The sequence below is a fragment of the Kitasatospora sp. RG8 genome, assembly GCF_017813315.1.
In the GTDB taxonomy this organism is placed as follows: domain Bacteria; phylum Actinomycetota; class Actinomycetes; order Streptomycetales; family Streptomycetaceae; genus Kitasatospora.
On the sequence record NZ_JAGIYX010000039.1, the window covers coordinates 21,819 to 45,584 of the forward strand.

17 protein-coding genes are annotated in these 23,766 nt (G+C 75.6%); 5 read left to right on the forward strand and 12 right to left on the reverse strand.

Annotation, left to right across the window (positions count from 1 at the left end; all coding sequences use genetic code 11):
- Positions 1–64 precede the first annotated feature (64 nt).
- Entirely contained in the window at positions 65–1,747 is a 1,683-nt protein-coding gene (locus J5Y04_RS36380; protein ID WP_209416815.1) for a type VII secretion protein EccB, read from the reverse strand.
- A 170-nt stretch (positions 1,748–1,917) separates the two neighbouring features.
- On the opposite strand from J5Y04_RS36380, the gene eccE reads away from it, so the two are divergent.
- The 3 genes from eccE (at position 1,918) to J5Y04_RS36395 (ending at position 6,818) form a co-directional block, all read left to right on the forward strand.
- Entirely contained in the window at positions 1,918–3,321 is a 1,404-nt protein-coding gene (gene eccE / locus J5Y04_RS36385) for a type VII secretion protein EccE (protein WP_209416816.1), read from the forward strand.
- Entirely contained in the window at positions 3,321–4,088 is a 768-nt protein-coding gene (locus tag J5Y04_RS36390; protein WP_209416817.1) for a hypothetical protein, read from the forward strand. The genes eccE and J5Y04_RS36390 overlap by 1 nt, the downstream gene beginning before the upstream one ends.
- A gap of 294 nt (positions 4,089–4,382) precedes the next feature.
- Complete coding sequence (locus tag J5Y04_RS36395) at positions 4,383–6,818, forward strand: MinD/ParA family protein (RefSeq protein ID WP_307853482.1); 2,436 nt, start codon at positions 4,383–4,385, stop codon at positions 6,816–6,818.
- A 76-nt stretch (positions 6,819–6,894) separates the two neighbouring features.
- On the opposite strand, the gene J5Y04_RS36400 is transcribed toward J5Y04_RS36395, so the two are convergent.
- From J5Y04_RS36400 to rimP, 10 genes are all read right to left on the reverse strand, one after another.
- Positions 6,895–7,839, reverse strand: coding sequence for a bifunctional riboflavin kinase/FAD synthetase (locus J5Y04_RS36400; protein WP_148645104.1), 945 nt, complete (start codon positions 7,837–7,839; stop codon positions 6,895–6,897).
- A gap of 66 nt (positions 7,840–7,905) precedes the next feature.
- A complete protein-coding gene (locus J5Y04_RS36405) occupies positions 7,906–11,769 on the reverse strand; it encodes a serine protease (RefSeq protein WP_209416819.1) in 3,864 nt (1,287 codons plus the stop codon).
- Positions 11,770–12,063: 294 nt separating this feature from the next.
- Complete coding sequence (gene truB / locus J5Y04_RS36410) at positions 12,064–12,993, reverse strand: tRNA pseudouridine(55) synthase TruB (protein WP_209416820.1); 930 nt, start codon at positions 12,991–12,993, stop codon at positions 12,064–12,066.
- A 22-nt stretch (positions 12,994–13,015) separates the two neighbouring features.
- A complete protein-coding gene (locus J5Y04_RS36415) occupies positions 13,016–14,119 on the reverse strand; it encodes a bifunctional oligoribonuclease/PAP phosphatase NrnA (RefSeq protein ID WP_209416821.1) in 1,104 nt (367 codons plus the stop codon).
- A 2-nt stretch (positions 14,120–14,121) separates the two neighbouring features.
- On the reverse strand, positions 14,122–14,562 hold the full coding sequence (gene rbfA, locus J5Y04_RS36420; protein ID WP_209416822.1) for a 30S ribosome-binding factor RbfA: 441 nt from the start codon (positions 14,560–14,562) through the stop codon (positions 14,122–14,124).
- A 153-nt stretch (positions 14,563–14,715) separates the two neighbouring features.
- Complete coding sequence (locus tag J5Y04_RS36425) at positions 14,716–15,012, reverse strand: DUF503 domain-containing protein (RefSeq protein ID WP_148645100.1); 297 nt, start codon at positions 15,010–15,012, stop codon at positions 14,716–14,718.
- Between the two features lie 134 nt (positions 15,013–15,146).
- On the reverse strand, positions 15,147–18,305 hold the full coding sequence (gene infB, locus J5Y04_RS36430; RefSeq protein WP_209416823.1) for a translation initiation factor IF-2: 3,159 nt from the start codon (positions 18,303–18,305) through the stop codon (positions 15,147–15,149).
- A 250-nt stretch (positions 18,306–18,555) separates the two neighbouring features.
- A complete protein-coding gene (locus tag J5Y04_RS36435) occupies positions 18,556–18,804 on the reverse strand; it encodes a YlxR family protein (RefSeq protein ID WP_241002778.1) in 249 nt (82 codons plus the stop codon).
- A 162-nt stretch (positions 18,805–18,966) separates the two neighbouring features.
- A complete protein-coding gene (nusA, locus tag J5Y04_RS36440) occupies positions 18,967–20,001 on the reverse strand; it encodes a transcription termination factor NusA (RefSeq protein ID WP_209416824.1) in 1,035 nt (344 codons plus the stop codon).
- Positions 20,002–20,058: 57 nt separating this feature from the next.
- A complete protein-coding gene (rimP, locus tag J5Y04_RS36445) occupies positions 20,059–20,613 on the reverse strand; it encodes a ribosome maturation factor RimP (protein ID WP_209416825.1) in 555 nt (184 codons plus the stop codon).
- 304 nt (positions 20,614–20,917) lie between these two features.
- On the opposite strand from rimP, the gene J5Y04_RS43055 reads away from it, so the two are divergent.
- On the forward strand, positions 20,918–22,063 hold the full coding sequence (locus J5Y04_RS43055; RefSeq protein ID WP_209416847.1) for a ferritin-like domain-containing protein: 1,146 nt from the start codon (positions 20,918–20,920) through the stop codon (positions 22,061–22,063).
- 181 nt (positions 22,064–22,244) lie between these two features.
- The gene (locus J5Y04_RS36455) at positions 22,245–23,162 is read left to right on the forward strand and encodes an aminoglycoside phosphotransferase family protein (protein ID WP_209416826.1); all 918 of its coding nucleotides are present in this window, start codon (positions 22,245–22,247) and stop codon (positions 23,160–23,162) included.
- Here J5Y04_RS36455 and J5Y04_RS36460 read toward each other — a convergent pair.
- On the reverse strand, positions 23,135–23,710 hold the full coding sequence (locus J5Y04_RS36460) for a GNAT family N-acetyltransferase (RefSeq protein ID WP_209416827.1): 576 nt from the start codon (positions 23,708–23,710) through the stop codon (positions 23,135–23,137). The genes J5Y04_RS36455 and J5Y04_RS36460 overlap by 28 nt on opposite strands.
- Positions 23,711–23,766: the final 56 nt, after the last annotated feature.

The window sequence follows — 23,766 nt, forward strand, 5'->3', positions numbered from 1 at the left end:
ACCGGGCAACTGCTAGTTACGAGACCATGACACTGGGACCAATTCCTTTACGGGGCGCGGCCGGTCAGGCGTTCTGCTGCTGCGCGGCGCTCTTGGAATTCAGCGCCGGCCCGGCAGGCACCAGGTTCGACCACTGCTGCGGCACCGGGACCGGCTGGAGGCCCTGGTAGCCGAGCCGGGCCTGGTTCCCGCCCGCCTCCTCCTGCTGCTGGGGCGGCGCGGCCGGATCGGAGGGCTGGGCCGACGGGGTCTTCGTGGCGGCCGGGCTCGGCTGCCCGGGCGGCGCGGTCGCCGAACCGCCCTTGCCGCCGGTGCTGTTGGCCGGCACCGCGTAGCGCAGGCCGGTCTCGGTGATCAGGTAGTCGCTGCCCGAGCCGTCCACGCCGTTGTCCAGCGCCCGGTAGAACAGGCCCAGACCCGGCGTCACATGGGCCGAGACGGCGGCGGTGCCGACGTTGCGCACCGGGTAGTCCTGGCCGGCCCAGACGCTGCGACGGGGGGTCTTGCCGTCCTCCGCGACGCCGTCGAAGGTGCTGCAGACCACCGTCCTCGCGTCCTTCTGCGCCTGCCAGTTGTTGGCGGGCGCACCCGTCTTGACCGGCCAGTCCTTGGCGCCCTCGCCCATCAGCGGGGTGTCCCGCTTGAACGAGGCGTGGTCCGCCGGCGTCATCTCGTCGACCCGCGGGCTCTTGTTGGCGTCCTGGTTGTAGAGCGGCTGCAGCGCCGGGTTCTGACGGATCAGCTCGGCCTGGAAAGGCGTGATCAGGAACAGCTGGTCCTTGCCCACCACGTAGTAGCGCTCGCCGAACCGGACCAGCCGGCCGACCTTGCGGTCCTCCGGGTTCTGCAGCGCCACCGAGGAGTTGGCGGTCTTGGTGTCCGGCGCCAGTCCGTCGATCTTCGGGAAGACGATGTCGCTGCCGGGCACCAGCGTGTCCAGCCACTCCTTCTTCACCCGTTGGGGGGCCGCGGCCGAACCGAAGACCGCCCCCATCAGCTGCGTCTTGGTGCCGTCCGGGTCGTCCGGGGCGATGGCGTGCCGGCGGCCCTTCGAGTCGACCAGGAAGAGCTTCAGCTTGCTCTGGCCGGCCGCCTGCTGGCCCGTGCCCGGCTGCACCGTCACCTGCTGGTCGTCCATCTGCTGCACCAGCAGCGACTGGTCGACGTCGAGCACCTGGTCCTTGGCCTCCAGCACCTTGGCCTCGGCACCGCCCGCCACGAACAGCGCCTGGTTGACGGTCTCCTGCTTGTCGTCCGAGCCCGGACGGTCACAGACCGACCACTTCATCGCCTTGCTGACGTTGTCCTTGGTCGGCAGCTTGTCCGGCGCGTACGGGATGCCGATCGTCGGGCCGTGGTTGGGGTACTTGTCGAGCACGTCGTCGGCGACCACCACCACCTTGGCGTCGGCCGCCAGCACCAGCCGCGCCGAGGCCATGTTGAGCACCTGGTGCAGCCGCTTGGTCTTGCTGTCGGGGTCCGGCAGCACCACGTAGCGGGTGGTGCTCTGCTTGCCCTGGATGATGTTCTTGCCGTCGTCCCAGCCCACCGGCGCGCTCGGCTTGAACACGCCCCAGACCCCGAACCCGCCCACCACCAGGGCGCCCACGACGACACTCGGCAGGATCGCCTTGACCGGACGCGGCGCGTCCTCGTCGCTGCCCCCGCCGCTGGGCAGCAGAAAGGCCCCCACCGTGCGCTTGCGGGCGAACGTGTAGGCGTTCAGCTCGTCCCGGCGTGATGCCATCCTCGTCGTCTCCCCTGTCCGACCGACCTGCCCCGTTGGTCCGCACCCGCCGGGCGAGAGCGAGCTCGAACCCTCTACGATGCGGCAGCAGACGGTGAGTACGGTACGGGTACGGTTCGCGAACCGGCCAACCGGGCCGCGACAACTGATCAGAGAGGGTCACTCGGGGGATGCCAAGCCAGACCGCTCCAGGGCGCCGCAGCACGGCAGAGGGCAGGGGATCGCGCCGGTCCGGCCGGCGGGCGCAGCGCGACCCGGGCTCCGCCGCCCCGCCCCTGCCCGCGCCCGCCGGCGGGTCCGGCTCCCCCGTGCCGGTCCGCGTCCACCCCCGGCCCGGGCTGCTCGGCGGCCGCCTGAGGCTCCAGCAACTCGTGCTGGTCGAGGTCGCGGTGGCGCTGGTCGCGGTCGGCTGGACCATCAGCAAGCCGGTGGCCGGCGCCTTCGGCGCGGTCGCACTGGTCCTGGTCGTCCTCGCCCTGATCCCGCTGCGCGGCCGGACCATCCCTGAGCTGCTGCTGGTGCGCTCGGCCCTGAAGGCCCGTCGCAAGCAGGCCCGGACCAACGTCCCGCCGGCCGGCACCGACCCGGCCGTCGCCCCCGTGCTGGAGCTCGAACCCGCCCTGCGCACGTACACCCACGCCACCGAGACCGACTTCGGCGGCCGTCCGATGCGCCGTGAGACCGGCATGGTCGGCGACGGCACCTTCCTCAGCTCGGTCCTGCTCGTCCAGGCCAAGGACCAGCCGCTGCGGCCCGTGCGCACCGCGCTGCCGCTGCCGCTGGACGTGGTCTGCTCGGCGCTCCGGGTGGACGACATCACCCTGGAGTCGGTCCAGGTCGTCCAGCACACCCAGCCGGCGCCGGCCCCGCACCTGCCCGAGCAGTCGCTGGCCTCCCGCGCCTACCGGGAGCTGCCGGACGGCACCGCCACCCCCGGCCTGCGGCTGACCTGGGTCGCGCTCAAGCTCGACCCGGAGCGCGCCGCCACCGCCGTCCTCGCCCGCGGCGGCGGCGAGGAGGGTGCCCGCAAGGCGCTGCAGCGGGTCACCGACCAGCTGGCCGGACGGCTCAACAGCGCCGGCTTCAACGCCACCGTGCTGGACGAGCGCGAGCTGATCGCCGCACTCGCCATCTCCACCTGCGCCAACCCGATCGCCGTGGCCGGGCGCCAGGGCACCGGCAGCGGCGGCGGCAGCGGGCGCCGCACCCAGGAGAGCAACCGGTTCTGGCGGATCGACGACCGCTGGCACAGCACCTACTGGGTCTCCCGCTGGCCGCAGCTCGGCCGCCCCGGCGGCTCCCCCGGCCGGATCGGCGCCCCGGACCTGGTCAACCTGGTCACCGGCTCGCCCGCGCTGGCCAGCACCTTCAGCCTGACCGCCGGTCACGGCACCGGCGGCTCGGTGACGATCAGCGGCCACGTCCGGGTGACCGGCCGCAGCGAGAGCGAGGTGGCCCAGGTCGGCCGCCAGGTGGAGGCCCGGGCGCAGAGCGCCGGCCTCGGCCTGGCCCGGCTCGACCTGGAGCAGGCCCCCGGCATGCTCGCCACCCTGCCCCTGGGAGGTGTTTCCTGATGGCGTACCAGACCTATCCGGCCCCCGGCCCTCAGCCCGGCGCCGAACAGCCCCGGGTGCGGCCGCGCATCCTGCCCGGCTTCGGGCTGCGCGGCCCGCGCCGGGAGAAGCACGTGCTGACCGTCGAGGACCTCGGCGCGCTCTCGTTCCCGGTCGGTGACGACGGCGTGCTGATCGGCGAGGACGTGCAGCAGCAACCCGCCGTTCTCGGCCTGTTCCGCCCCAGCGCCTACGACCTGGTCCTGGTCGGCGGCGTCTGGACGGCCCAGATCATCGCGCTGCGGGCCGCCGCCACCGGCGCCCGGATCGCCGTCGAGACCGCCCGCTCGCAGCTCTGGGGCCCGATGGCGCAGGCCGCCGGCGGCGGCCAGCCGTGCGTGACGGTCCACCAGGTCGGCCGGCTCGGCCCGCAGGGCGCCTCGGTGAACTCGCCGGTGCTGGTGGTGCGTGACCTCGGCGTCCGCCCGCCGCGCAGCCGGCTCTCCGCCGCCCCCTGGCAGACCACGCTGACGCTGCTGCCGTACCTGGGCCCGAACGCGGCCCGGGTGCTGAACGCCGCCGACCTGGTCGGGGTGCAGCGGGTCTCGCCGCAGGAGGCCGAGCTGATCGGCCGGGTGCTCTCGCTCGGCCCGCAGGACATCGCCTCGCTGCCCACCCTCGGCGACGACATGACGCTCTGGACGACCCGGATGCGCCGCCAGTACGTCCGGGCCATCGCGGGGCAGGCCGAGCAGCAGGTCCTGGGCGGTCCGCGCCGGATGGACTGACCGCGGTACGCGCCCCCGCCGGTGCCCCGGTGCTCCCCCGCCGTGCTTCCGGCCGCGCCCCCGCCGCCTCGCGCCGCCACGGCCGTGCCCGCCCGGTCTCCCCCGGTCTCCCGCCGGTTCCCGCCCGACGATCGCCGGCTGATAGCCCGCTGATTGCCCGCTGATTGCCCGACGATCGGCCGGCGATCGCCCGGCGAGATGAGACTCCGCCTTCAACGGGGGGTGCTGCACGGCCTAGTCTTTGATGCGGCAACGGCACCGCGAAGAGCGGCGGCGAACACGAGGGAGCCCAAGGTGAGCAGCGATCGGGACGGCGTCTACGTCGGCGACAACGCGGCGGAGGACGACGACGACTGGTCCGACGCGCCCGACTACACTCCCCCGTCCTGGTACGTGCAGACGGAGGCCGCGGCGGCTCCGGCCGCACCGGTGGCACCCGGGCCCGCAGCCGGTACGGCGGGCGGCCCACCGGGCGCGGTGAGTGCTCCTGCGGCTGCCGCCGCGCCGGTTCCCGCGCCTGCACCGGTTCCCGGGCAGGGCCCTGCCCCGGTTCCCGCGCCCGAGCCCGCGCCGGTTCCCGCGTCGGCGGCGGCGCCGGCGGGCGCGCATGCGGCCGCTCCGGTTCCCGAGCCCGCGCCGACCGTCCTGGCCACGCCGCCCGTCGCCGTGGCGGCGGACGGCCCGGCCGGTGTTCCGGCGGACGGTCCGACGGGCCTTCCGGCCGGCGTTCCGGCGGCGGACGGACCTGCGGTGCCGCCCCAGGCGGTCGCTGCGCCGGCCCCCGGTCCGGCCCCCGTTCCCGAGCCGGTCCCGGCCCCCGCGCCTGCGCCCGCCACCCACGTCGACGCACAGCACGTCCCGTTCTCCGTGCCGCCGGCCGACGCCGCGACCGCTCCGGCCCCCGGTCCGGCGGCGGAGCACCCGCAGGCGGCGGCCGCACAGCCCTGGCCGCCGGCCACGCCCGTGGCGCACCAGCAGCCCCAGCCGTACGCCGACCCGCAGCAGCCGCCGTCCTACGCCGACCCGCAGCAGGTGCCGCAGGTCCAGCCGCAGCAGATCCAGCCGCCGCAGCCGCACCCGTACGCCCAGCCCGTGCAGCCGCAGGACCCGCAGGCCGCCGCCTGGCCCGCCGGTCCGCAGGCACCCGGCCCGCAGGCGCCCGGCCCGCAGGCCGCACCGGTCGACCCCCGGCAGGCCGGCTGGCCGCAGCCGCAGGCCTACCAGCAGCCCCCGCAGCAGGCGCAGCAGTCGGCCCCCGCCCCTGCTCCGGCCCCGGCCCAGCCGTGGCAGCAGGCGCAGCAGCAGCCCCCGCAGCAGGCCCAGCAGCAGGCCCCGGCCGCGTTCCAGCAGGCGTCCGCCCCGCAGCAGACCGCGCACGGCGCGCCGCTCGGCTACACGGCCGCGGTCGAGCTGTCCTCGGACCGCCTGCTGCGCAGCCAGCCGAAGCAGCAGCGCCAGCAGCCGCGCTTCCAGTTCGGCGGCAAGGCCGCCGCCGCCGAGAAGGCCCGCAAGCTGGAGGTCATCCGCACCCCGGTGCTGAGCTGCTACCGGATCGCCGTGATCAGCCTCAAGGGCGGCGTCGGCAAGACCACGACCACCACCGCGCTCGGTGCGACCCTGGCCAGCGAGCGCCAGGACAAGGTGATCGCGATCGACGCCAACCCGGACGCGGGCACCCTCGGCCGCCGGGTCAAGCGCCAGACCGGCGCGACCATCCGCGACCTGGTGACGGCCATCCCGCACCTGCGCAGCTACATGGACATCCGCCAGTTCACCTCGCAGGACCTGCACTCGGGCCTGGAGATCCTGGCGAACGACGTCGACCCGGCCGTCTCGACGACGTTCAACGACTCGGACTACCGCCAGGTGATCGACGTCCTGGGCCGCCAGTACCCGATCATCCTGACCGACTCCGGCACCGGCCTGCTGTACAGCGCGATGCGCGGGGTGCTGGACCTCGCCGACCAGCTGATCATCGTCTCCACGCCGAGCGTGGACGGCGCCTCCTCGGCCTCCACCACCCTGGACTGGCTCTCCGCGCACGGGTACGCGGACCTGGTGCAGCGGAGCATCACGGTGGTCTCCGGGGTCCGCGAGACCAGCAAGATGATCAAGGTCGAGGACATCGTCGCGCACTTCCAGACCCGCTGCCGCGGCGTCGTCGTGGTGCCGTTCGACGAGAGCCTGGCGGCCGGCGCCGAGGTCAACCTCGACATGATGCGGCCCAAGGTCCGCGAGGCGTACTTCGACCTGGCCACCCTGGTCGGCGAGGACGTCATCCGCGCCCAGCAGGCGGCCCAGCAGTCCGGCTGGCAGCAGCAGGCGGCCCCCGCGCCGTACCCGGGCCAGCCGCAGCCGTACGCGGACCAGCAGCCCTACGCCGACCCGCAGCAGCAGGGCTACCCGCAGCAGCCTCAGCCGCAGGCCTACCCGCAGCCGGGGCAGCCGGGCCAGGGCGGCTACCCGGGCGGCCAGCCCGCGCCCGGCGCACCGTGGTCCCCCCAGCCGGGGCAGACCCCGCCGCCCCCGCCGGGCTACGGCTACCCGCAGGCGCAGGGCCAGCCGCAGCCGGGCGCCCAGCCGCCGCAGCAGGAGTGGCAGCAGCAGCCCCAGCCGCCGGCCGGGTACGGCTACCCCCAGGGGCAGCAGCCCCCGGCCCAGGGCCAGCCGCAGCCGGGCGCCCAGCCGCCCGCCGGGTACGGCTACCCGCAGCCGCCCCAGCAGCAGTAGCAACGCGCAAGGGCCCGCCGGCCGCCTCGGGATCGAGAGCGGCCGGCGGGCCCTTCGGCGTCCGCGGACGCGGCCGTCAGGGGGCGTCGGTGAGTTCGCGGGCCCGCTTGACGTCGTCGGCCATCCGGTCCAGCAGCGCCTCGATGGAGTCGAACTTCTCCATCCCCCGCAGGTACGCCAGGAAGTCGACGGCGACGTGCAGCCCGTAGAGGTCCAGGCCGACGCGGTCGATCGCGTAGGCCTCGACCGTGCGGGCGGTGCCGTCGAAGGTCGGGTTGGTGCCGACCGAGATCGCCGCCGGCATCCGCTCGCCGTCGGCCGTCAGCCAGCCCGCGTAGACGCCGTCGGCCGGGATCGCGCTGTGCGGCACGGTCTCCACGTTGGCGGTCGGGTACCCCAGCTCGCGGCCGCGCTGCGCGCCGCGCACCACCGTGCCCTCGACCCGGTGCGGGCGGCCCAGCACCTCGCCGGCTCCGGTCACGTCGCCGGCCGCGACCAGCCGCCGGGTCAGCGTGGACGAGAACGGCTCGCCGTCCCCGGCCGCCCCGCGCACCTGGAGGTCGAGCACCTCGACGCCGCAGTCGGCCGCCCGGCCCAGCTCGGTGAGGAGCCGGACGTCTCCGGCCGCGCGGTGCCCGAAGCGGAAGTTGGGCCCCTCGATGACCAGGCACGCGTGCAGGGCGTCCACCAGCACCTGCTGGAAGAAGGTCTCCGGGGACTCCTGCGAGAACGCGGCCGTGAACGGCAGCACCAGCACGGCGTCCACGCCGAGCGCCTCGATCAGCTCGGCGCGGCGCGGCTGCGGGGCGAGCAGCGGCGGGTGGCTGCCCGGGCGGACGACCTCGCTCGGGTGCGGGTCGAAGGTGACGACGACCGAGCGGACGCCGCGTTCGCGGGCGCGCTCGACCACCCGGTTGATGATCAGCTGGTGTCCGCGGTGCACACCGTCGAACGAACCGATGGTGACGACGCTGCGTCCCCAGTCACCGGGGATCTCCTCCAGGCCACGCCAGCGCTGCACCCTGACCGCTCCTTGTTCCGTACGGCGCGTACCTTCTGTACGCTCAAACGCTCAAAACCCGAACCCCTATAGCGTGCCATGCGCCTGCCCCTGCTTCGGCACCGGAAGGCGGGTTGGGCGCACCGCCGGGCACCGGGCCACGGCGGCCGGTGTGCGAACGGTCACCTGCTCGTTGTCCCGGGCGTCTTCGCGCCCCGTGCCGCGCCCGGTTCCGCCACCCCCGCCGTGCCGTTCACCACGAGCGCCGCCACCGTTCCCGCCGCCGTTCCCACCACCGCCTTCACCGCGCCCGTACCGGCGTTCGGCGTCCGCGGCGGCGTCCTGCGGGTCGTGCCCGGCCGCCGACAGGGCCCGCAACCGGTCCAGCCGGGGCCCGCGCGGCAGGGACGGCCAGCCGTCGTCGGGCCACTGCGCCAGCAGCAGCGCGAACCCCGCGGAACGGACGGCGCAGCGCACCAGCAGCCCGTCCGCGTCCGGCAGGCCGTCCACCGCCCGGGCCAGCACCGTCCGGGCCCGGGCCGGCCGCTCGGCCGCGCAGTTCCCGGCGAGCCGCTCGACGACGGCGGTGAGCACCTCCGGGTCCCCCTCCGCGGCCAGCAGGGTGTCCAGCAGTTCGCACCGCAGGGCGTCCGCCGCGGCCTCCCCGACCGGCGCCGCCAGCACCTCGGCGAACGGCCTGCGCACGGCGGCCGCACGGGCCGCCAGGGCGCTGCCGAGCAGCAGCCGCAGCTCCAGCCGGGCGGCCGGCTCCCCGGCGGCCCCGCGTCCCAGCCGACGGCCCAGGTAGTCGACGGCGACCGCGCCGGCCGAGGCCGGCCGCTCCCGCAGCAGGCGGGCCGCCAGCTCCGCGCCCCGTCGGCCCACCGGCGGCGAGCCCGCGTCGGCCAGTACCCGCAGGATCTCGGCGACCGGCGCGCCGGGCCGCTCCAGCCGGTCCGCGAACGCGGCGAGCACCGGCTCGGGATCGCCCTCCAGCGCCGGGGCCAGCGCCCGTGCGGTGAGGAAGCGGTCGTCGCCCTGCCGGTGGAGGTCGAGCGCCGCGGGCAGGTGGGCGGCCCTGGTCCGGCCGTCCCGGACCAGCAGGGCCAGGGCGGCCCCGTGCAGACCGGGCTCCTCCTCCCGGGCGAGCAGGGTCAGCGCGGTGAACCGCAGCAGGTCCGCACCGGCGCCGCGGGCGTACGGGGCGGCCCGCAGCGCGTGCACGGCGGCGGCGACGTGGCGCTCGGGCCGCCGGTCGTGGCTCCAGCGGTCCACCGCCCGGCAGAGCGCGGAGGGTTCCTCGGCGGCGAGCACGGTGAGCAGCGCGTCCGCCCTCGGGTGCGCGGCGTCGGCCAGGGCCTCCGTCAACTCGTCCAGGGCGAGCGTGCGGTGGGCGTACAGCAGGTCGTGGGCGAGGTCGGCGACGGTGGTGCCGGGGCGGCCGGTCAGGCCGCGCGGGTCGTCGAACCACCGGCAGAGCAGCGGCAGCACGCCGGCCGGGTCGCCCCGCAGCCGGCCGGCCACGGCGGTGAGGAACGGCCGCCCGGGCCCGTCGGCGGTCACCAGCCGGCGCAGCAGCTCCAGCTCCTGCGCCGCGGGCAGGCCCAGGCCGGTCCAGAACGCGGGGCCGAAGCGTCCCAGTCCCTCGGCCGGAAGCCGTTCGAATCCGCCCGCCGCCGGGGCGACTTCGGCGATCCGGACCGCCAACTGGCCGAGCAGTGCGCGGTGTTCGCCGAGATCCGGGCTGGCCGCGAGCCCGGCCACCAGCAACCGCCCCGCCCACCAGCCGGGTTCGCTGCCCGGCGGGCGCAGGTCCAGGGCGCGCCAGATCCGGTGCAGCCACGGGTCCAGGGCGGGCGCTCCCCAGGTTTCCGCCAGCCGCCGCAGCGCGGCCGCCACCGGCCCGACCCGGTGCCGGGGCACCGAACGGGCCTCCCCCGGCGGCCTGGTGTCCTCGGTCTCGCCGAGCAGCAGCCGCAGTGCCGCGTCGAGGTCCAGGTGCAGGCCCTGCAGCCAGTCGGAGAACTCCCCGTGCGCGAACCGGTAGCCCGGACCGGCGGGCACGAACAGGCCCTCCGCCAGGACGGCGGCCGCCCAGCCGCCCGCCACCGGGAACAGCTCCTCGAACACCGCCCGGCCCAGGCCGCCCTGCTCCGCCCCCAGCATCCGCCGCCCCGCCTCGTGCACCCGGCCCGCCACCGCGGCCGCCAGCCGCCGCACCCGGCCGTGCGACGGCCCCGCCGCCTGCCCGGCACCCCGCCGGTGGGCACCCGGCCGCCTCGGCCGCCCGTCGGTGGCGAGCCGCTGGGCGACCCGCAGGCAGCGCAGGTCCAGCTGGGCCGCGAACAGCTCGCCGCGGCCCGGCGGCTCCCCGCGCACCCCCTCCGCCCACAGCTCCCCGGCCAGCCGCACCGCCAGCGGATGCCTGGCGTCCGCCGGGGCCGGCCACCCCGGCGGCAGCCCGTACCGGCGCCGCACGCGGTCCGCCGCCTCGGCCGGCAGCGGCCCGAGCCGGTGGACGGCGAGGGCCGGGCGGCAGAGGCAGGGAGCGCCGTCGGGCAACACGCCCCCCGGGCCGGCCGGACCTCCCGCGGCCCCGCCCGGCGCGTACCGCTCCCCCGCCCGCGGGCCCTCGGCGGAGGCGCACCGCCCGCCGTCGGCACCGCCCGGCGCACAGCGCCCGCCCTCCGCCGGGGCGCCGCTCCCGTGCCCGCCCGGGGCCAGCCGTTCCCAGGCCTCCTCCCCGCAGGCCAGGAGCAGCCGCGCCCCGGTGGCCGCCAGCCACTCCCCCGCCGCCCGCAGCCAGGCCGCGTCGAGCGGTACGGACGCCTCCTCGGGCCCGTCCAGGACCACCAGCAGCGGCCGCCCCGCCGCCGTGCAGAGCCCGGCCACGGTGTCCGGCCCCGGCGTCGGCCGGACTCCCAGGACCGCGGAGGCCGCCGCCAGCGTGCGTTCCACCGCGTCGGCGAGCGCGCTGGACTCCGCCCGCAGGTCGGCGCCGCGCAGCCAGAGCGTGGGCCTCGGACAGCCGCTGTCGGCGCGCCGGGCGGCGAGGGCGGCGAGCTCGGTGGTCCGGCCCGAGCCGGGCGCACCGACCAGCACGGTGACCGCCGCGACCGACGGCTCCTCCCCGGCCAGGCCGTCCGGGCGGTCGACCCGGTCGGCGGCCACGGCGCCCACCCGGCCCGGGCCCGCACCGGCGGACGCCACCTGGGCGGCGGTGAGCCGCAGGACGCCGGCCAGGTTGAGCGCGGTCCCGTACGCCGGGACGCCCGCGGCGTTCCGGTCCAGCGCCCCGGCGAGCTCCGGTGCGCCCGTACCCGCCCCGCCGCCGTACGCGGGGACGGCGGCGAGCGCGCCGGCCCGTTCGGGCGCGTGCACGCCCGGCGCGGCGACGCCGATCACCGCGCCGCTGCGGGCGTCCAGCACCGGCGCCCCGGCGGGTACGGCCGCCGCACCGCCGGCGGCGGACGGCAGGTCGAGCAGCAGCACGCCGCCGAGCAGGTGGAAGGGGCCCGCCCGACCGCTCCCCGGGGAGGGCGCGTAGACCGCCCCGGTGACGCCGAGGAGGCCGCCGCGCAGGGCCACCGCCCGCTCGTCCTCCCCGGTCGGCACCGGCACCAGCACGTCGCGGCAGGCGGGCGCGCCGGCCGGGCGCGCGACCGGCAGCGGCGGCACCGGCAGCCCGCCGACGCCGTCGGTCCGCAGCAGGGCGAGCCCGTGCGCGGGCAGCGGCAGGACGTTGTCGGGGCCGAGGACGCGGGTCTGCCCGCCGGGGGTGCGCAGGACGACCCGGTCGAGGCCCACGACGCTCTCGTGGGCGGTCAGGACGGTGCCCAGCGGATCGGCGACGAACCCCAGCCCGCGCAGCCGTCCGTCCAGGTCGCAGATCCTCAGCAGGTACCGCCCCGGATCGTCCGCCACCTCGTCGCCGTCCAGGATTCCCGGCATTCGCGCAGCCTCCCCGCAGGGCCGGCCGGCCCTGGAGCGGACTCGTCGCGGCGACCTGCTCGCCGCACGGGGTTCTGCCCGCCGTCGGCGCGCCCCGACCCCGCCCACGCCGCTCACCACTGCGGTTCACCTCGCGCGCTCCCCCGTGCGGGTGAACCCGTGCACCAGCCCGCCCACGCTCCCCGCGCGTCCCGCGGCCCGTGACCGCCGCGGACGGCTCCGCTGCCCGCACCCGGGCAGCGGAAAGCCCCCCGCCGCCCGCAAGGGGCGTCGGAGGGCTCGTGCCGCGGTGGCTCAGCCGACGAAGACCGCGACCGGCTTCGCCTGGCCGCCCTTCTCCTCCACCAGCGCGAGGAACCGCTCGTCCGGCCCGAACACGGCGATCGGCCCGTCCACGCCCATCCCGGGCGCCTTCAGCCGGGCGCCGTGCGAGAGCTGCTTGGCCTGGTCGGCGTCGAGGTCCCAGCGGGGGAAGGCCGCCGCGGCGGCGGCGCCGATCGGCAGCACCTCCAGCCCGGTGGCGGCCTCGCCGTGCACCGACTCCTCCAGCTGCTCCAGCGTCCGCGCCGACTCCACCCCGTACGGGCCCACCTTGGTGCGCCGCAGCGCGGTGAGGTGGCCGCCGACGCCGAGCCCGGCGCCGAGGTCGCGGGCCAGCGCCCGGATGTAGGTGCCGGAGGAGCACTCCACCGTGACGTCGAGGTCGAGCACCGGGGTGCCGTCCTCGGCGACGGCCTCGCGGTACTCGTGCACGGTGAAGGAGTGGATCGTGGTCGGCCGGGCCGCCAGCTCGAAGTCCTCGCCCTCGCGGACCCGCGCGTACGAGCGCTTGCCGTCGATCTTGATCGCGCTGACCTTGGACGGCACCTGCATGATCTCGCCGGTGAGCGCGGCGATCCCGGCCTCGACGGCTCCCCGGTCCACGCCGTCCGCCGGCGTGGACGAGGTGACCTCGCCCTCCCGGTCGTCGGTGACGGTGGTCTGGCCGAGCCGGATGGTCGCCTCGTACGTCTTGGCGGTGAGCATCAGGTGCCCGAGCAGCCGGGTGGCCCGCTCCACGCCGATGACCAGCACGCCGGTGGCCATCGGGTCGAGCGTGCCGGCGTGGCCGACCTTCCGCGTCCCGGCCAGCCACCGCAGCTTGGCGACCACCCCGTGCGAGGTGATGCCCTCCGGCTTGTCGACGATGACCAGGCCGTCCGGACCGGTGCCTTTGCGCTTCATCAAGTTCTTTCTCTAAGGATGGTCAACTGACGGGCCGCAACGCGGCCCGGAACCGCCCGACCACGGTCTCCACGTCGTCCCGGGCGCTGAACCCGGCCGCGAAGGTGTGCCCGCCGCCGCCGAGTCCCGCGCAGGCCGCGGCGACGTCCACCGCGCCCTTGGAGCGCGAGGAGCCGCGCAGGGTGCCGTCCGGGTCCTGCTTGAGCACCAGCGCCACCTCGGCCTCGGCCGGGCGGCGGACGATGTCGATCAGGCCCTCGATCTCCTCGACGGTGACGCTGAACAGCGCGAGGTCCTGGTACGGCACCCAGGTCCACACCAGGCCCAGGCCGCCGGCCGCGTCGGGCTCGTAGACGGCCCGGTCGAGCGCGCGGGCGAGCACCTTGAGGTAGCCGAAGGAGGAGGTGTCCCACAGCTGCCGGGAGATCAGGTCGTGCCGGATGCCGGTGGCCAGCAGCCGCCCGGCGAGTTCGTGGGTCGCGGGCGTGGTGGCCCGGTACTTGAAGGAGCCGGTGTCGGTGGCGACCCCGGTGTAGAGGCAGGTGGCCAGCGGCTGGTCGAGTTCGACGCCGAGCCGGCGCAGCAGCTCGTCCACCAGGACGGCGGTGGCCGGGGCGGTCGGGTCGATCAGCTGGTGGGTGCCGAAGCCCGGGTTGGAGGCGTGGTGGTCGATGACCACCAGCACGGGCGCGGCGAAGGCCTTGTCGTGCAGCAGGCCGAGCCGGCTCTCGGCGGCGACGTCGAAGCAGAGAACCAGCTCGGGGGTGTCGGGCACCTCGGACGCCGGCACGATCAGCTCCTGGCCGGGCAGGAACGCCAGCGACTCGGGCACGATCTGCGGGTCGTCACCGAAGGAGACCCGGACCTCGTGGCCGAGCCCGCGCAGCGCCAGGGCGGCCGCCAGGGCCGAACCGAGCGCGTCGCCGTCGGGGCAGATGTGGCAGATCAGGTCGATCGAACGGGCCCGCCCGATCTCCGCCACGACCTGCTGCCAGACCAGCTCGAAGCCGCTCTCCTCGGCGCGCGGCCCCGGAAGCACCGCGAGGGCACCCTCCACCGTGGTGGTGGAGGACGCCCCCGTGGTTGGTCCCGCTGTCGAACCGGCCGCCGCCGGCTCACCCGCCATGACTACTCGTCCTCGTCGTCACGCTCGGACGCCGGGACCTTGTACGGGTCGGCGTCGCCGGCGAAGGTCGCGCCCGCCGCGGTGGTGCGCACCGCGGCGTCGATGGCCCGGGCCCGGTCGAGCAGGTCGTCGATGTTCCGGGCGTTCTCCGGCAGGGCGTCCGCGACGAAGGTCAGCGTCGGGGTGAAGCGCACCCCGATCTTGCCGACCTCGGAACGGATCACGCCCTTGGCGCTCTCCAGCGCCGCGGCCGAGGCCTCGCGCTCGGCCTCGTCACCGAAGACGGTGTAGAAGACGGTGGCCTCGCGCAGGTCGCCGGTGACCCGGGTGTCGGTGATGGTCACGAACCCCAACCGGGGGTCCTTGATCCGGCGTTCCAGGGTCTGGGCGACGACCACCTGGATTCGGTCGGCGAGCTTGCGCGCCCTTGCGGTGTCGGTCACGTTGCCTCCTCGTGCAGTGGGCCGGGTACCCGGGCGTACTGCCTGCCCGTCGGGGCCCACGCCCCAAAGTACCGGCCCGCGCCCAGCCTTGTGGGCGCTCTCGGTCCTGATCTGTGTGAGAACGGCGACTCGCGCCGGTCCGTTCCGCAGACCTCATTCATCGTCGTCGTTGTGGTAGCGCCTCCTGGCGGAGAGCAGCTGTACCTCGGGGCGGCCGGCGACCAACCGCTCACAGCTGTCCAGGACCTCGGTGACGTACCCGGCTTCGCCGGACACCACCGCGAGGCCGATCTCGGCCCTGCGGTGCAGCTCCTGGTTCCCGGTCTCGGCAGCGCACACGCTGTACTTGCGCTGCAGTTCGGCCACGATGGGCCGCACGATCGAGCGCTTCTCCTTGAGCGAGTGGACGTCGCCCAGGAGCAGGTCGAAGGTGAGTGTTCCCACGAACATGTATGACAGGTCTCGCCGACCTGGAAGGCCTCGGGGACAGCCCTGAACCGGGCTGGTGTGAGGACCCTACACAGCGAGACCGGGGCCGGTCGACGGGAATTTCCACCCGCCGACCGGCCCCGGACACCACCCGCTTACGCGCGCGGCTTCTCGCGCATCTCGTACGTCTCGATGACGTCGTCGACCTTGATGTCGTTGAACGACCCCAGGGTCACACCGGCCTCGAAGCCCTCGCGGACCTCGGTCGCGTCGTCCTTGAAGCGGCGCAGACCCTCGATGGTGAGGCTCTCCGCCACGACCTTGCCGTCGCGGATGAGGCGGGCCTTGGCGTTGCGGCGCAGCAGGCCCTCGCGGACCAGCACACCGGCGATGTTGCCGAACTTGGAGGAGCGGAAGACCTCGCGGATCTCCGCGGAGCCGAGGCGCACCTCCTCGTACTCGGGCTTGAGCATGCCCTTGAGGGCGTTCTCGATCTCCTCGATCGCCTGGTAGATGACCGAGTAGTACCGGACGTCCACGCCTTCCTTGTCGGCCGCGGCGCGCGCACGGCCTTCGGCGCGCACGTTGAAGCCGATGATGATGGCGTCCGAGCCCATCGCCAGGTCCACGTCGGACTCGGTGATGGCACCCACACCGCGGTGCAGGACCCGGAGCTCGACCTCCTCGCCCACGTCCAGCTTGACGAGGGCGTCCTCGAGGGCTTCGACCGAACCGGAGACGTCACCCTTGATGATGAGGTTGAGCTGCTCGATGGAGCCGGCGGCGATGGCCTTGTCCAGGTCCTCCAGGGACACCCGGACGCGACGCTGCGCGAAGGCGGCGTTGCGGTCGCGGGCCGAGCGCTTCTCGGCGATCTGGCGGGCGGTGCGGTCCTCGTCGACGACGATGAAGCTGTCGCCGGCGCGGGGCACCGAGGTCAGACCGAGCAGCAGCACCGGGCGGGACGGGCCGGCCTCGGCGAGGCTGTTGCCGTTCTCGTCCAGCATCGCGCGGACGCGGCCGTAGGCGTCGCCGACCACGATCGAGTCGCCGACGCGGAGGGTACCGCGCTGCACGAGCACGGTCGCCATGGCGCCGCGGCCCTTGTCGAGGTGGGCCTCGATCGCAATACCCTGCGCGTCCTGCTCGGGGTTGGCCCGCAGGTCGAGCGAGGCGTCCGCGGTCAGGACCACGGCCTCCAGCAGCTGGTCGATGTTGAGACCCTGGCGCGCGGAGATGTCGACGAACATGGTGTCGCCGCCGTACTCCTCGGCCACCAGCCCGAACTCGGTCAGCTGACCGCGGACCTTGGTCGGGTCGGCGCCCTCGACGTCGATCTTGTTGACGGCGACCACGATCGGCACACCCGCGGCCTTGGCGTGGTTCAGCGCCTCGACCGTCTGCGGCATGACACCGTCGTTGGCCGCGACCACCAGGATCGCGATGTCGGTGGACTTGGCACCACGGGCACGCATGGCGGAGAACGCCTCGTGACCCGGGGTGTCGAGGAAGGTGATCGGGCGCTCTTCGCCGTTCACCATCGTCGCCACCTGGTAGGCACCGATGTGCTGGGTGATGCCACCGGCCTCGCCGGCCACCACGTTGGACTTGCGGATGGCGTCCAGCAGGCGGGTCTTACCGTGGTCGACGTGACCCATGACGGTGACGACCGGCGGGCGCGGGGCCAGCTGGTCCTCGTCGCCCTCGTTGGCACCGAAGTCGATGTCGAACGACTCCAGCAGCTCGCGGTCCTCGTCGTCCCGGCTGACGATCTCCAGGACGAAGCCCATCTCGTCCGCCAGCAGCTGCAGCGTGGCGTCGGAGACCGACTGGGTCGCGGTGACCATCTCACCCAGGTTGAACATGACGGAGACGAGCGCGGCCGGGTTGGCGTTGATCTTCTCCGCGAAGTCCATCAGCGAGGCGCCGCTCGACAGGCGAACGGTCTGGCCGTTGCCGCGGGGCAGCATCACACCGCCGACGGACGGGGCCTGCATGGCCTCGTACTCCTGGCGCTTCGCCCGCTTCGACTTGCGACCACGGGCCGGACGGCCACCGGGGCCACGGCCGAAGGCACCCTGCGTGCCACCACGGGCACCCGGGCCGCCGGGACGGCCGCCGAAGCCACCGGGACGCGGGCCGAAGCCGCCGCCGCCACCGGGGGCACCGCCACCGGGACGGGGGCCGCCGAAGCCGCCACCGGCCGGACGCGAGCCCGGACCGGCCGGACGACCGGCGAAGCCCGGACGGGCGCCACCGGCACCCGGACCACCCGGACGGCCGCCGGGGCCACCGGGGCCACGGCCGCCGGGGCCCGGACGCGGGCCCGGAGCCGGACGCTGCGGCATCATGCCGGGGTTCGGACGCGGCATGCCGGACGGGGTCGGGCCGCCGGGACGCGGACCGGCCGGACGGGGCATGCCGTCGGGACGCGGGGCACCACCCGGACGGGGGGCACCGGCACCCGGGGCACCGGGGCCGCCGGCACCCGGACGCGGACGGTCGCCACCGGGGCGCGGGGCGCCACGGTCGGCACCGGGAGCACCGGCCGGACGCGGACGGTCGCCACCGGGGCGCGGGGCGCCACGGTCGGCACCGGGAGCACCGGCCGGACGCGGACGGTCGCCACCCGGACGGGGACGGTCACCGGCGGGGGCACCGGCACCCGGACGCGCACCCGGCGCGGCCGGACGGCGGTCGCCGGGACGGGCCATGCCCGTGGCGCTGCCCGAGGTGAACGGGTTGTTGCCCGGACGCGGACCGGCCGGACGCGGGCCCGGACGGGCGCCGCCACCGGCGGGGGCGGACGCCGGGCGCGGGGCCTGGGCGGCCGGACGCTCGGCGGGAGCCTCGGCCGGAGCCGGCGAGGAGAACTCGGCCGCCGGAGCGGCCGGGGCCGCCGGAGCCGCGGGGCGGGCCGCCGGGCGCGGGCCCGGAGTCGGCGCGCCCGCGGGACGCGGGGCGGCGGCAGCCGGGGCGGCGGGCGCCGATCCGGCTGCGGGGGTCGGACGGGGGGCCGGCGCCGCGGCGGGGCGCGGACCCGGGGTCGGGGCACCCGGCTTGGGTGCGGCCGCACCGGCGGCGGGACCACCGGTGGGCTGGGGCGCCGCGGGCTTCCGCGGGCCAGGCTTGGCAGCGGAACCACCACCGGTGGGGGCCACTCCCAGAGCGTCAGTCAACTTGCGCACGACCGGCGCCTCGATCGTCGAGGACGCCGAACGGACGAACTCGCCGAGCTCGGTGAGCTTGGCCATGACGGCCTTGCTCTCCAAGCCAAGCTCCTTGGCGAGTTCGTAAACCCGGACCTTAGCCACTTCACTCCTGTCTATGAGTCCGGGGGGTCTCGTCCGCCGGACTGTCGCTACTTCATGGGCGTACCCATCGCGTACTCATCGCGTACTCATCGAGTGCTCATCGCAATCTCGACCTACTTCCACATCGCGAGGTACCTGACTGGTGGCACGGCGCGCGGCTGCCCGCGCACTGTGCTTGTTGCGGTGGTTCTCCGCCGCGTGGAGCGGCGGCCGTAACGGGGAGGTGCCCGCCGGGCCGGCCTGAGGAAGCTCAGGGCGCCGGGGTGTCGCCTGCCCGCTCCTCGATGTACCCGCGGAGCCGCTCGGTGTCGAGCGTGCCCTGGAGCCGGAAGGCCCGGGGGAACGCCCGGCGGCGGACCGCGAGGTCGAGGCAGGCCGGATCGGGGTGCAGGTGCGCGCCCCGGCCCGGCAGTGCGCCACGGGGATCGGGGACGCAGACGCCCTCGACCGCCGTGACACGCAACAGCTGGTGCTTGGCCGCTCGCTTGCGGCAGCCCACGCAGGTGCGTTCCGGGCGTGCTCGGACATGCGTCCGGCCAGACGAAGGCAAGTCTACCCCTCCGAAGGGACATGGCGCCGCCCCGCCGATCCGGACCGGATCGGCGGGGGGCCCGTGCATCGGTGTCATCCGTCCGGCTCCGGCCACTCGGCGGAGCCGCTGCTAGTTGTCGCCGTCCCGGCCGGCGCCGTCGGAACGGTCCTGCGACCGCTCCTCGGGCTGGCCCTCGGTGTCCGGCCGGATGTCGATCCGCCAGCCGGTGAGGCGGGCGGCGAGGCGGGCGTTCTGCCCCTCCTTGCCGATCGCCAGCGACAACTGGTAGTCGGGCACGATCACCCGTGCGGAGCGCTGGTTGTAGTCCACGATCTCGACGCTCGTCACCCGTGCGGGGGACAGCGCCGCGGCGACCATCTCGCGCGGGTCCTCCGACCAGTCGACGATGTCGATCTTCTCGCCGTGCAGCTCGCCCATCACCGCGCGCACCCGGCTGCCCATCGGGCCGATGCAGGCGCCCTTGGCGTTCAGCCCGCTCCGGCGCGACCAGACCGCGATCTTGGTGCGGTGGCCGGCCTCGCGGGCGATCGCCGCGATCTCCACGCTGCCGTCCGCGATCTCCGGGACCTCCAGCGCGAAGAGCTTCTTCACCAGGCTCGGGTGGGTGCGCGAGAGCGTCACCGACGCGCCGCGGACACCCCGGCGCACCGCCACCACGTAGCACTTGAGACGGGTGCCGTGCCGGTAGTCCTCGCCCGGGACCTGCTCCTGCGGCGGCAGGATGGCCTCCAGCTTGCCGATGTCGACCAGCACGTTCTTCGGGTCGTTGCCCTGCTGGACGACACCGGTGACGATGTCGCCCTCCTTGCCCGCGTACTCGCCGAAGGTCTGGTCGTCGGCGGCGTCGCGCAGGCGCTGCATCATCACCTGGATGCCGATGCTGGACGCGATCCGGCCGAAGCCGCTCGGGGTGTCGTCGAACTCCTTCGGCTCGACGCCCTCGTCCAGCTCCGCCGGGTCCTCCGTCGCCCACACGGTGACGTGGCCGGACCTGCGGTCCAGCTCGACCCGGGCCCGGCGGCGCGAGCCCTCGGTGCGGTGGTACGCGGTGAGGAGGGCCGACTCGATGGACTCGACCAGCAGGTCGAAGGGGATGTTCTTCTCGTTGACCAGCGTGCGCAGGGCACTCATGTCGATGTCCACGGCTACGCCTCCTCGTCTTTCGTCACGTTCATATCGGTCCGGTCGGTGCTGGGAGCGTTACTCCGCACCGTCCTCCCCCTCGTCGGTGGCGTCGTCGTCCGCGAAGTCCGGGGCCTCGTCGAGGAGCTTCTCGTCCTTGCGGTTGAACTCCACCTGGACGCGCGCCCGGTCCACCTCGGTGTACTCCAGACGGCGCTCCTTGGCGCGACCGCGGCCCTTCACCGGCTGCACCTCGACCAGCGCGCCGTCCTCGTCCGCCTCCAGCACCCGGGCGACGATCTCCCCGCCGTCGACCAGGTGGATCTTGGCCAGCCGGCCCTCGGCCCGGCGCCAGTGGCGGGGCTCGGCCAGCGGGCGCTCGGCGCCCGGCGAGCCGACCTCCAGCACGTAGGCGCCGGCGCCCATCACGTCGGACTCGTCCAGGGCCTCGCCGACCAGGCGACTGAACTCGGCGATGGTGTCCAGGTCCACGCCGCCGTCGGCGTCGACGTCGATCTGCACCTGCCGGCGGCTGCCCGCCTGGGTGACCTTCACGTCCTCCAGGTCCAGGCCCTCCCGGGCCGCCAGGGGCTCCAGCAACGCGCGCAGCCGGTCGATGTGGGTGGTGCTCATCCGGGTGGACTCCTCGGCCGCGTCTGCTGTTGTCAGGAGGGGGTACCGCACCCCCTGGCGCCGGACCGGCGCAGGCCGGGTCGCGGCAGCTCGGCCCAAAGCCTATCCGGTGAAGCCGCCAACCACCGATTCCGCACGGCGCGCGGCAGCCCCCGCGACACCCACTGCGAGCAAGCTCACACCGGCCGGGCCCGGCACCCGACAACCCAATCCATCCCCACGGACGTGGGGATTCTGTAATCATTCACGCCAACGAGGGCAGGCGGGCAGGCCGTCCTCCCGTACACGCCCCGGAGTGACGACGATGCAGCCGCCCAGCCGACGGACCTTCCTGGCCCTCGGCCTGCTCCTCACCACGGGCGGCGCGCTCACCGCGTGCACCGACTCGCACGACGGCAAGGACGCCACCGAGGGCGAGCGCCGCCGCCCCGACCCGGACGAGCCGGTCCGGCTGCGCGCCGTCGCCGCCACCGACACCCTGCTCGCCGGGTACGACGCCCTGCTGGCCGGGCCGGGGGCCGGGCAGGCGGCGCAGCTCCAGCCGCTGCGGGCCGAGGTGGCCCAGCACCGGGCCGCGCTGGCGGGGGCCCAGGCCTCGCCCTCGGCCGCCCCGGCGTCCGCCACCCCGGGTTCCGCCTCCCCGTCGGCCTCCTCCACCGGCGCGGCCGCGTCGGCGGTCACCAGCACCGCGGCGCTCGCCTCGCTGGAGCGCCAGACCGCGCAGACCCGGCTCGCCGACCTCGGCGCCGCCTCGCCCCAGCTGGCCCGGCTGCTCGCCTCCGTCTCCACCGCCGGGGTGCTGCACGCGGTCGCGCTCGGCGACACCGCCCCGCCGACCGTCCCGGCCCCCGGTCCCGCCTCCGCCTCGCCGTCCGCCTCCGGATCCCCCTCGCCCTCCTCGTCCGGCGCCGGCTCGTCCGCCTCCGGCTCCCCGTCCGCCGCCCCGTCCGGTGCGGGCGGTGCCCCGGCCGTCGGTCCCGAGGCCGTCACGGCCTTCCAGGCCGCCCTGAGCGCCGAGCACGCCGCGATCTACGGCTACGGCGTGGTGGGCGCCCGGCTCCCCGAGGACCAGCAGCGTGCCGACGCCCGGACCGCCTTGGCCGCCCACCAGACCCGGCGGGACGCCTGGCAGCGCCTGCTCGGCGGGGTCGGCGCCACCCCGAACGCGGCCGCCGCCGGCTACCAGCTGCCGTTCCCGGTCACCGACGGGGCCGCCGCCGGCCGGCTCGCCGCCCACATCGAGACCCGGCTCACCACGGTCTACGCCGACCTGGTGGCCGCCGTCGACGGCACCCAGCGCACCACCGCGGCCGACGCGCTGCGCGAATGCGCCCTGCGCGCCCGCCACTGGGGCGCCGCCCCCACCGCGTTCCCGGGCATCCCCGACCCCGCCACCGCCCCGGCCTCCGGCACCCCGACGGCGGCCCCCACCCCGGCCGCCACCGGCTGACGCCGCGGCCGCGCGGACGGCCGCCCGCCCCCGACACCACGTCACTCCCGCTCCCCCGCCGGACCCGCGGACACCGCCGTCGGCCGCCCCCGTACCCCCTCGTCGCTGACCTGCGGTTTCGCCGCCATGGCCGACAATGGACGGGTAGCACCACGGGGGAAGCACCAACCGGAAGGCCAGCATGTCGGAGGCACCAGGGCAGATCACCGTCCCCGAGTGGCTGGCGCGCAGCGTCGGCACGGACGAGGAGGGGAGGAGCTGGCTGGCGGACCTGCCGGCCCTGGTCGCCGACGGGCTGGCCCGCTGGGACCTCACCCTGGACCGGGTTCTCGACCCGGGCGGCAGCCTGAGCCTGATCGGCTACGTCCACCGCGACGACCTCAGCCCCGCCGTCCTCAAGGCCGGGCTGGTCACCGCCGAGACCGCCCAGGAGCACGCCGCGCTCACCCTGTGGGCCGGCCGCGGGGCCGTGCTGCTGCTGGCCGCCGACCCTGCCCGGGGGCTGCTGCTGCTGGAGCGGCTGCACGGTGACATCCCGCTGCGCTCGCTGGCCGAGCCGAAGGCGATGCTGGAGGCCACCAGCCTGCTGCACCGGCTCTGGGTGGAACCGTCCGAGGGCCACCCGTTCCCCACGCTCGCCGACCGGGTCGCCGACACCACCGAGCGGATGCGCCGGCACGACGCGCTGCCGGGAGCCGCCGAGGCGTCCGCCCTGGTGGCCGAGGCGGTGGAGACCGCCGCGGGGCTGCTCGGCTCCGCCACCGAGACGTTCCTGCTGCACGGCGACTTCCACCACGGCAACGTCATGGCCGCCGACCGCGCGCCCTGGCTGGCGATCGACCCCCGACCGCTGGCCGGCGAGCGCGCCTACGACCTCGCCCGGCTGGCGCTGGACCGGGCCGACACCCTGGTCGGCTCCCCGGGCGTGCCGGCCGCCGTGCGCCGCCGGCTGCACCAGCTCGGCGACGCCCTGGAGGTGGACCGGGAACGGCTGCGCGGCTGGACGCTGTTCCGCGCGGCCGACCTCGGCCTGCGCGCCCTGGCGGCGGGCCGCCGGGAGGACGCGGAGCTCTACCTGGAGTTCGCCGGCGCGCTCTGAGCCGTCGGCGGCTTCAGCAGCGGCAGCGGGGCTCCCATCACGGCGTAGAGGCGCTCGGTGTTGGGGAAGTGCACCGCGCGCGCGAGGTCCCGGTAGCCGAGCGAGCGGTAGAGACGGCGGGCCGGGGTCTCGGCATCGATCGCGGAGAGGATGCTGCGGCGCAGCCCGGACCGCTCGCAGAGGGTCCGGATCAGGGCGGAGCCGACGCCCTGGCCCTGGAAGTCGGGCAGCACGTGGAGTTCGGTGATCGCGAAGACCCCGTCCAGCCAGTCCCCGTAGCCGTAGGCCTCCAGGTAGGGCTGGATCACCGTGCTCCACCAGTGCTCGCGGCGGTTGGGCATGCCGTACCCGAAGCCGACCAGCCGCCCGCCGCTGAACGCGCCCAGGGCGATCACGCCGGGCTGCTGCGCGTGCCGTCCGACGATGTGCAGCCGGACCATGACCTCCTCGGGCGTCAGCCCGAACGCCACCGCCTGGACATCGAGCGCCTGCGACGCCCACGCCGCAAGGTCGATGGCCTCGATCGTCACCCCGGTCAGCTGATCCATGACCCGGACGTTACTACCGGCGACGGCCCGGCGCGGCCCTGGGAGGGGAACCGGGC

Excerpts from the sequence above, each read along its gene's own strand:
- rimP (WP_209416825.1), bottom strand. The coding sequence starts at position 20,613 with ATGAGCACCACCCACATCGACCGGCTGCGCGCGTTGCTGGAGCCCCTG.
- J5Y04_RS43055 (WP_209416847.1), top strand. The coding sequence starts at position 20,918 with ATGCAGCCGCCCAGCCGACGGACCTTCCTGGCCCTCGGCCTGCTCCTC.
- truB (WP_209416820.1), bottom strand. The coding sequence starts at position 12,993 with ATGAAGCGCAAAGGCACCGGTCCGGACGGCCTGGTCATCGTCGACAAG.
- J5Y04_RS36380 (WP_209416815.1), bottom strand. The coding sequence starts at position 1,747 with ATGGCATCACGCCGGGACGAGCTGAACGCCTACACGTTCGCCCGCAAG.
- eccE (WP_209416816.1), top strand. The coding sequence starts at position 1,918 with ATGCCAAGCCAGACCGCTCCAGGGCGCCGCAGCACGGCAGAGGGCAGG.
- J5Y04_RS36425 (WP_148645100.1), bottom strand. The coding sequence starts at position 15,012 with ATGTTCGTGGGAACACTCACCTTCGACCTGCTCCTGGGCGACGTCCAC.
- J5Y04_RS36455 (WP_209416826.1), top strand. The coding sequence starts at position 22,245 with ATGTCGGAGGCACCAGGGCAGATCACCGTCCCCGAGTGGCTGGCGCGC.
- J5Y04_RS36405 (WP_209416819.1), bottom strand. The coding sequence starts at position 11,769 with ATGCCGGGAATCCTGGACGGCGACGAGGTGGCGGACGATCCGGGGCGG.
- J5Y04_RS36415 (WP_209416821.1), bottom strand. The coding sequence starts at position 14,119 with ATGGCGGGTGAGCCGGCGGCGGCCGGTTCGACAGCGGGACCAACCACG.
- J5Y04_RS36460 (WP_209416827.1), bottom strand. The coding sequence starts at position 23,710 with ATGGATCAGCTGACCGGGGTGACGATCGAGGCCATCGACCTTGCGGCG.
- J5Y04_RS36390 (WP_209416817.1), top strand. The coding sequence starts at position 3,321 with ATGGCGTACCAGACCTATCCGGCCCCCGGCCCTCAGCCCGGCGCCGAA.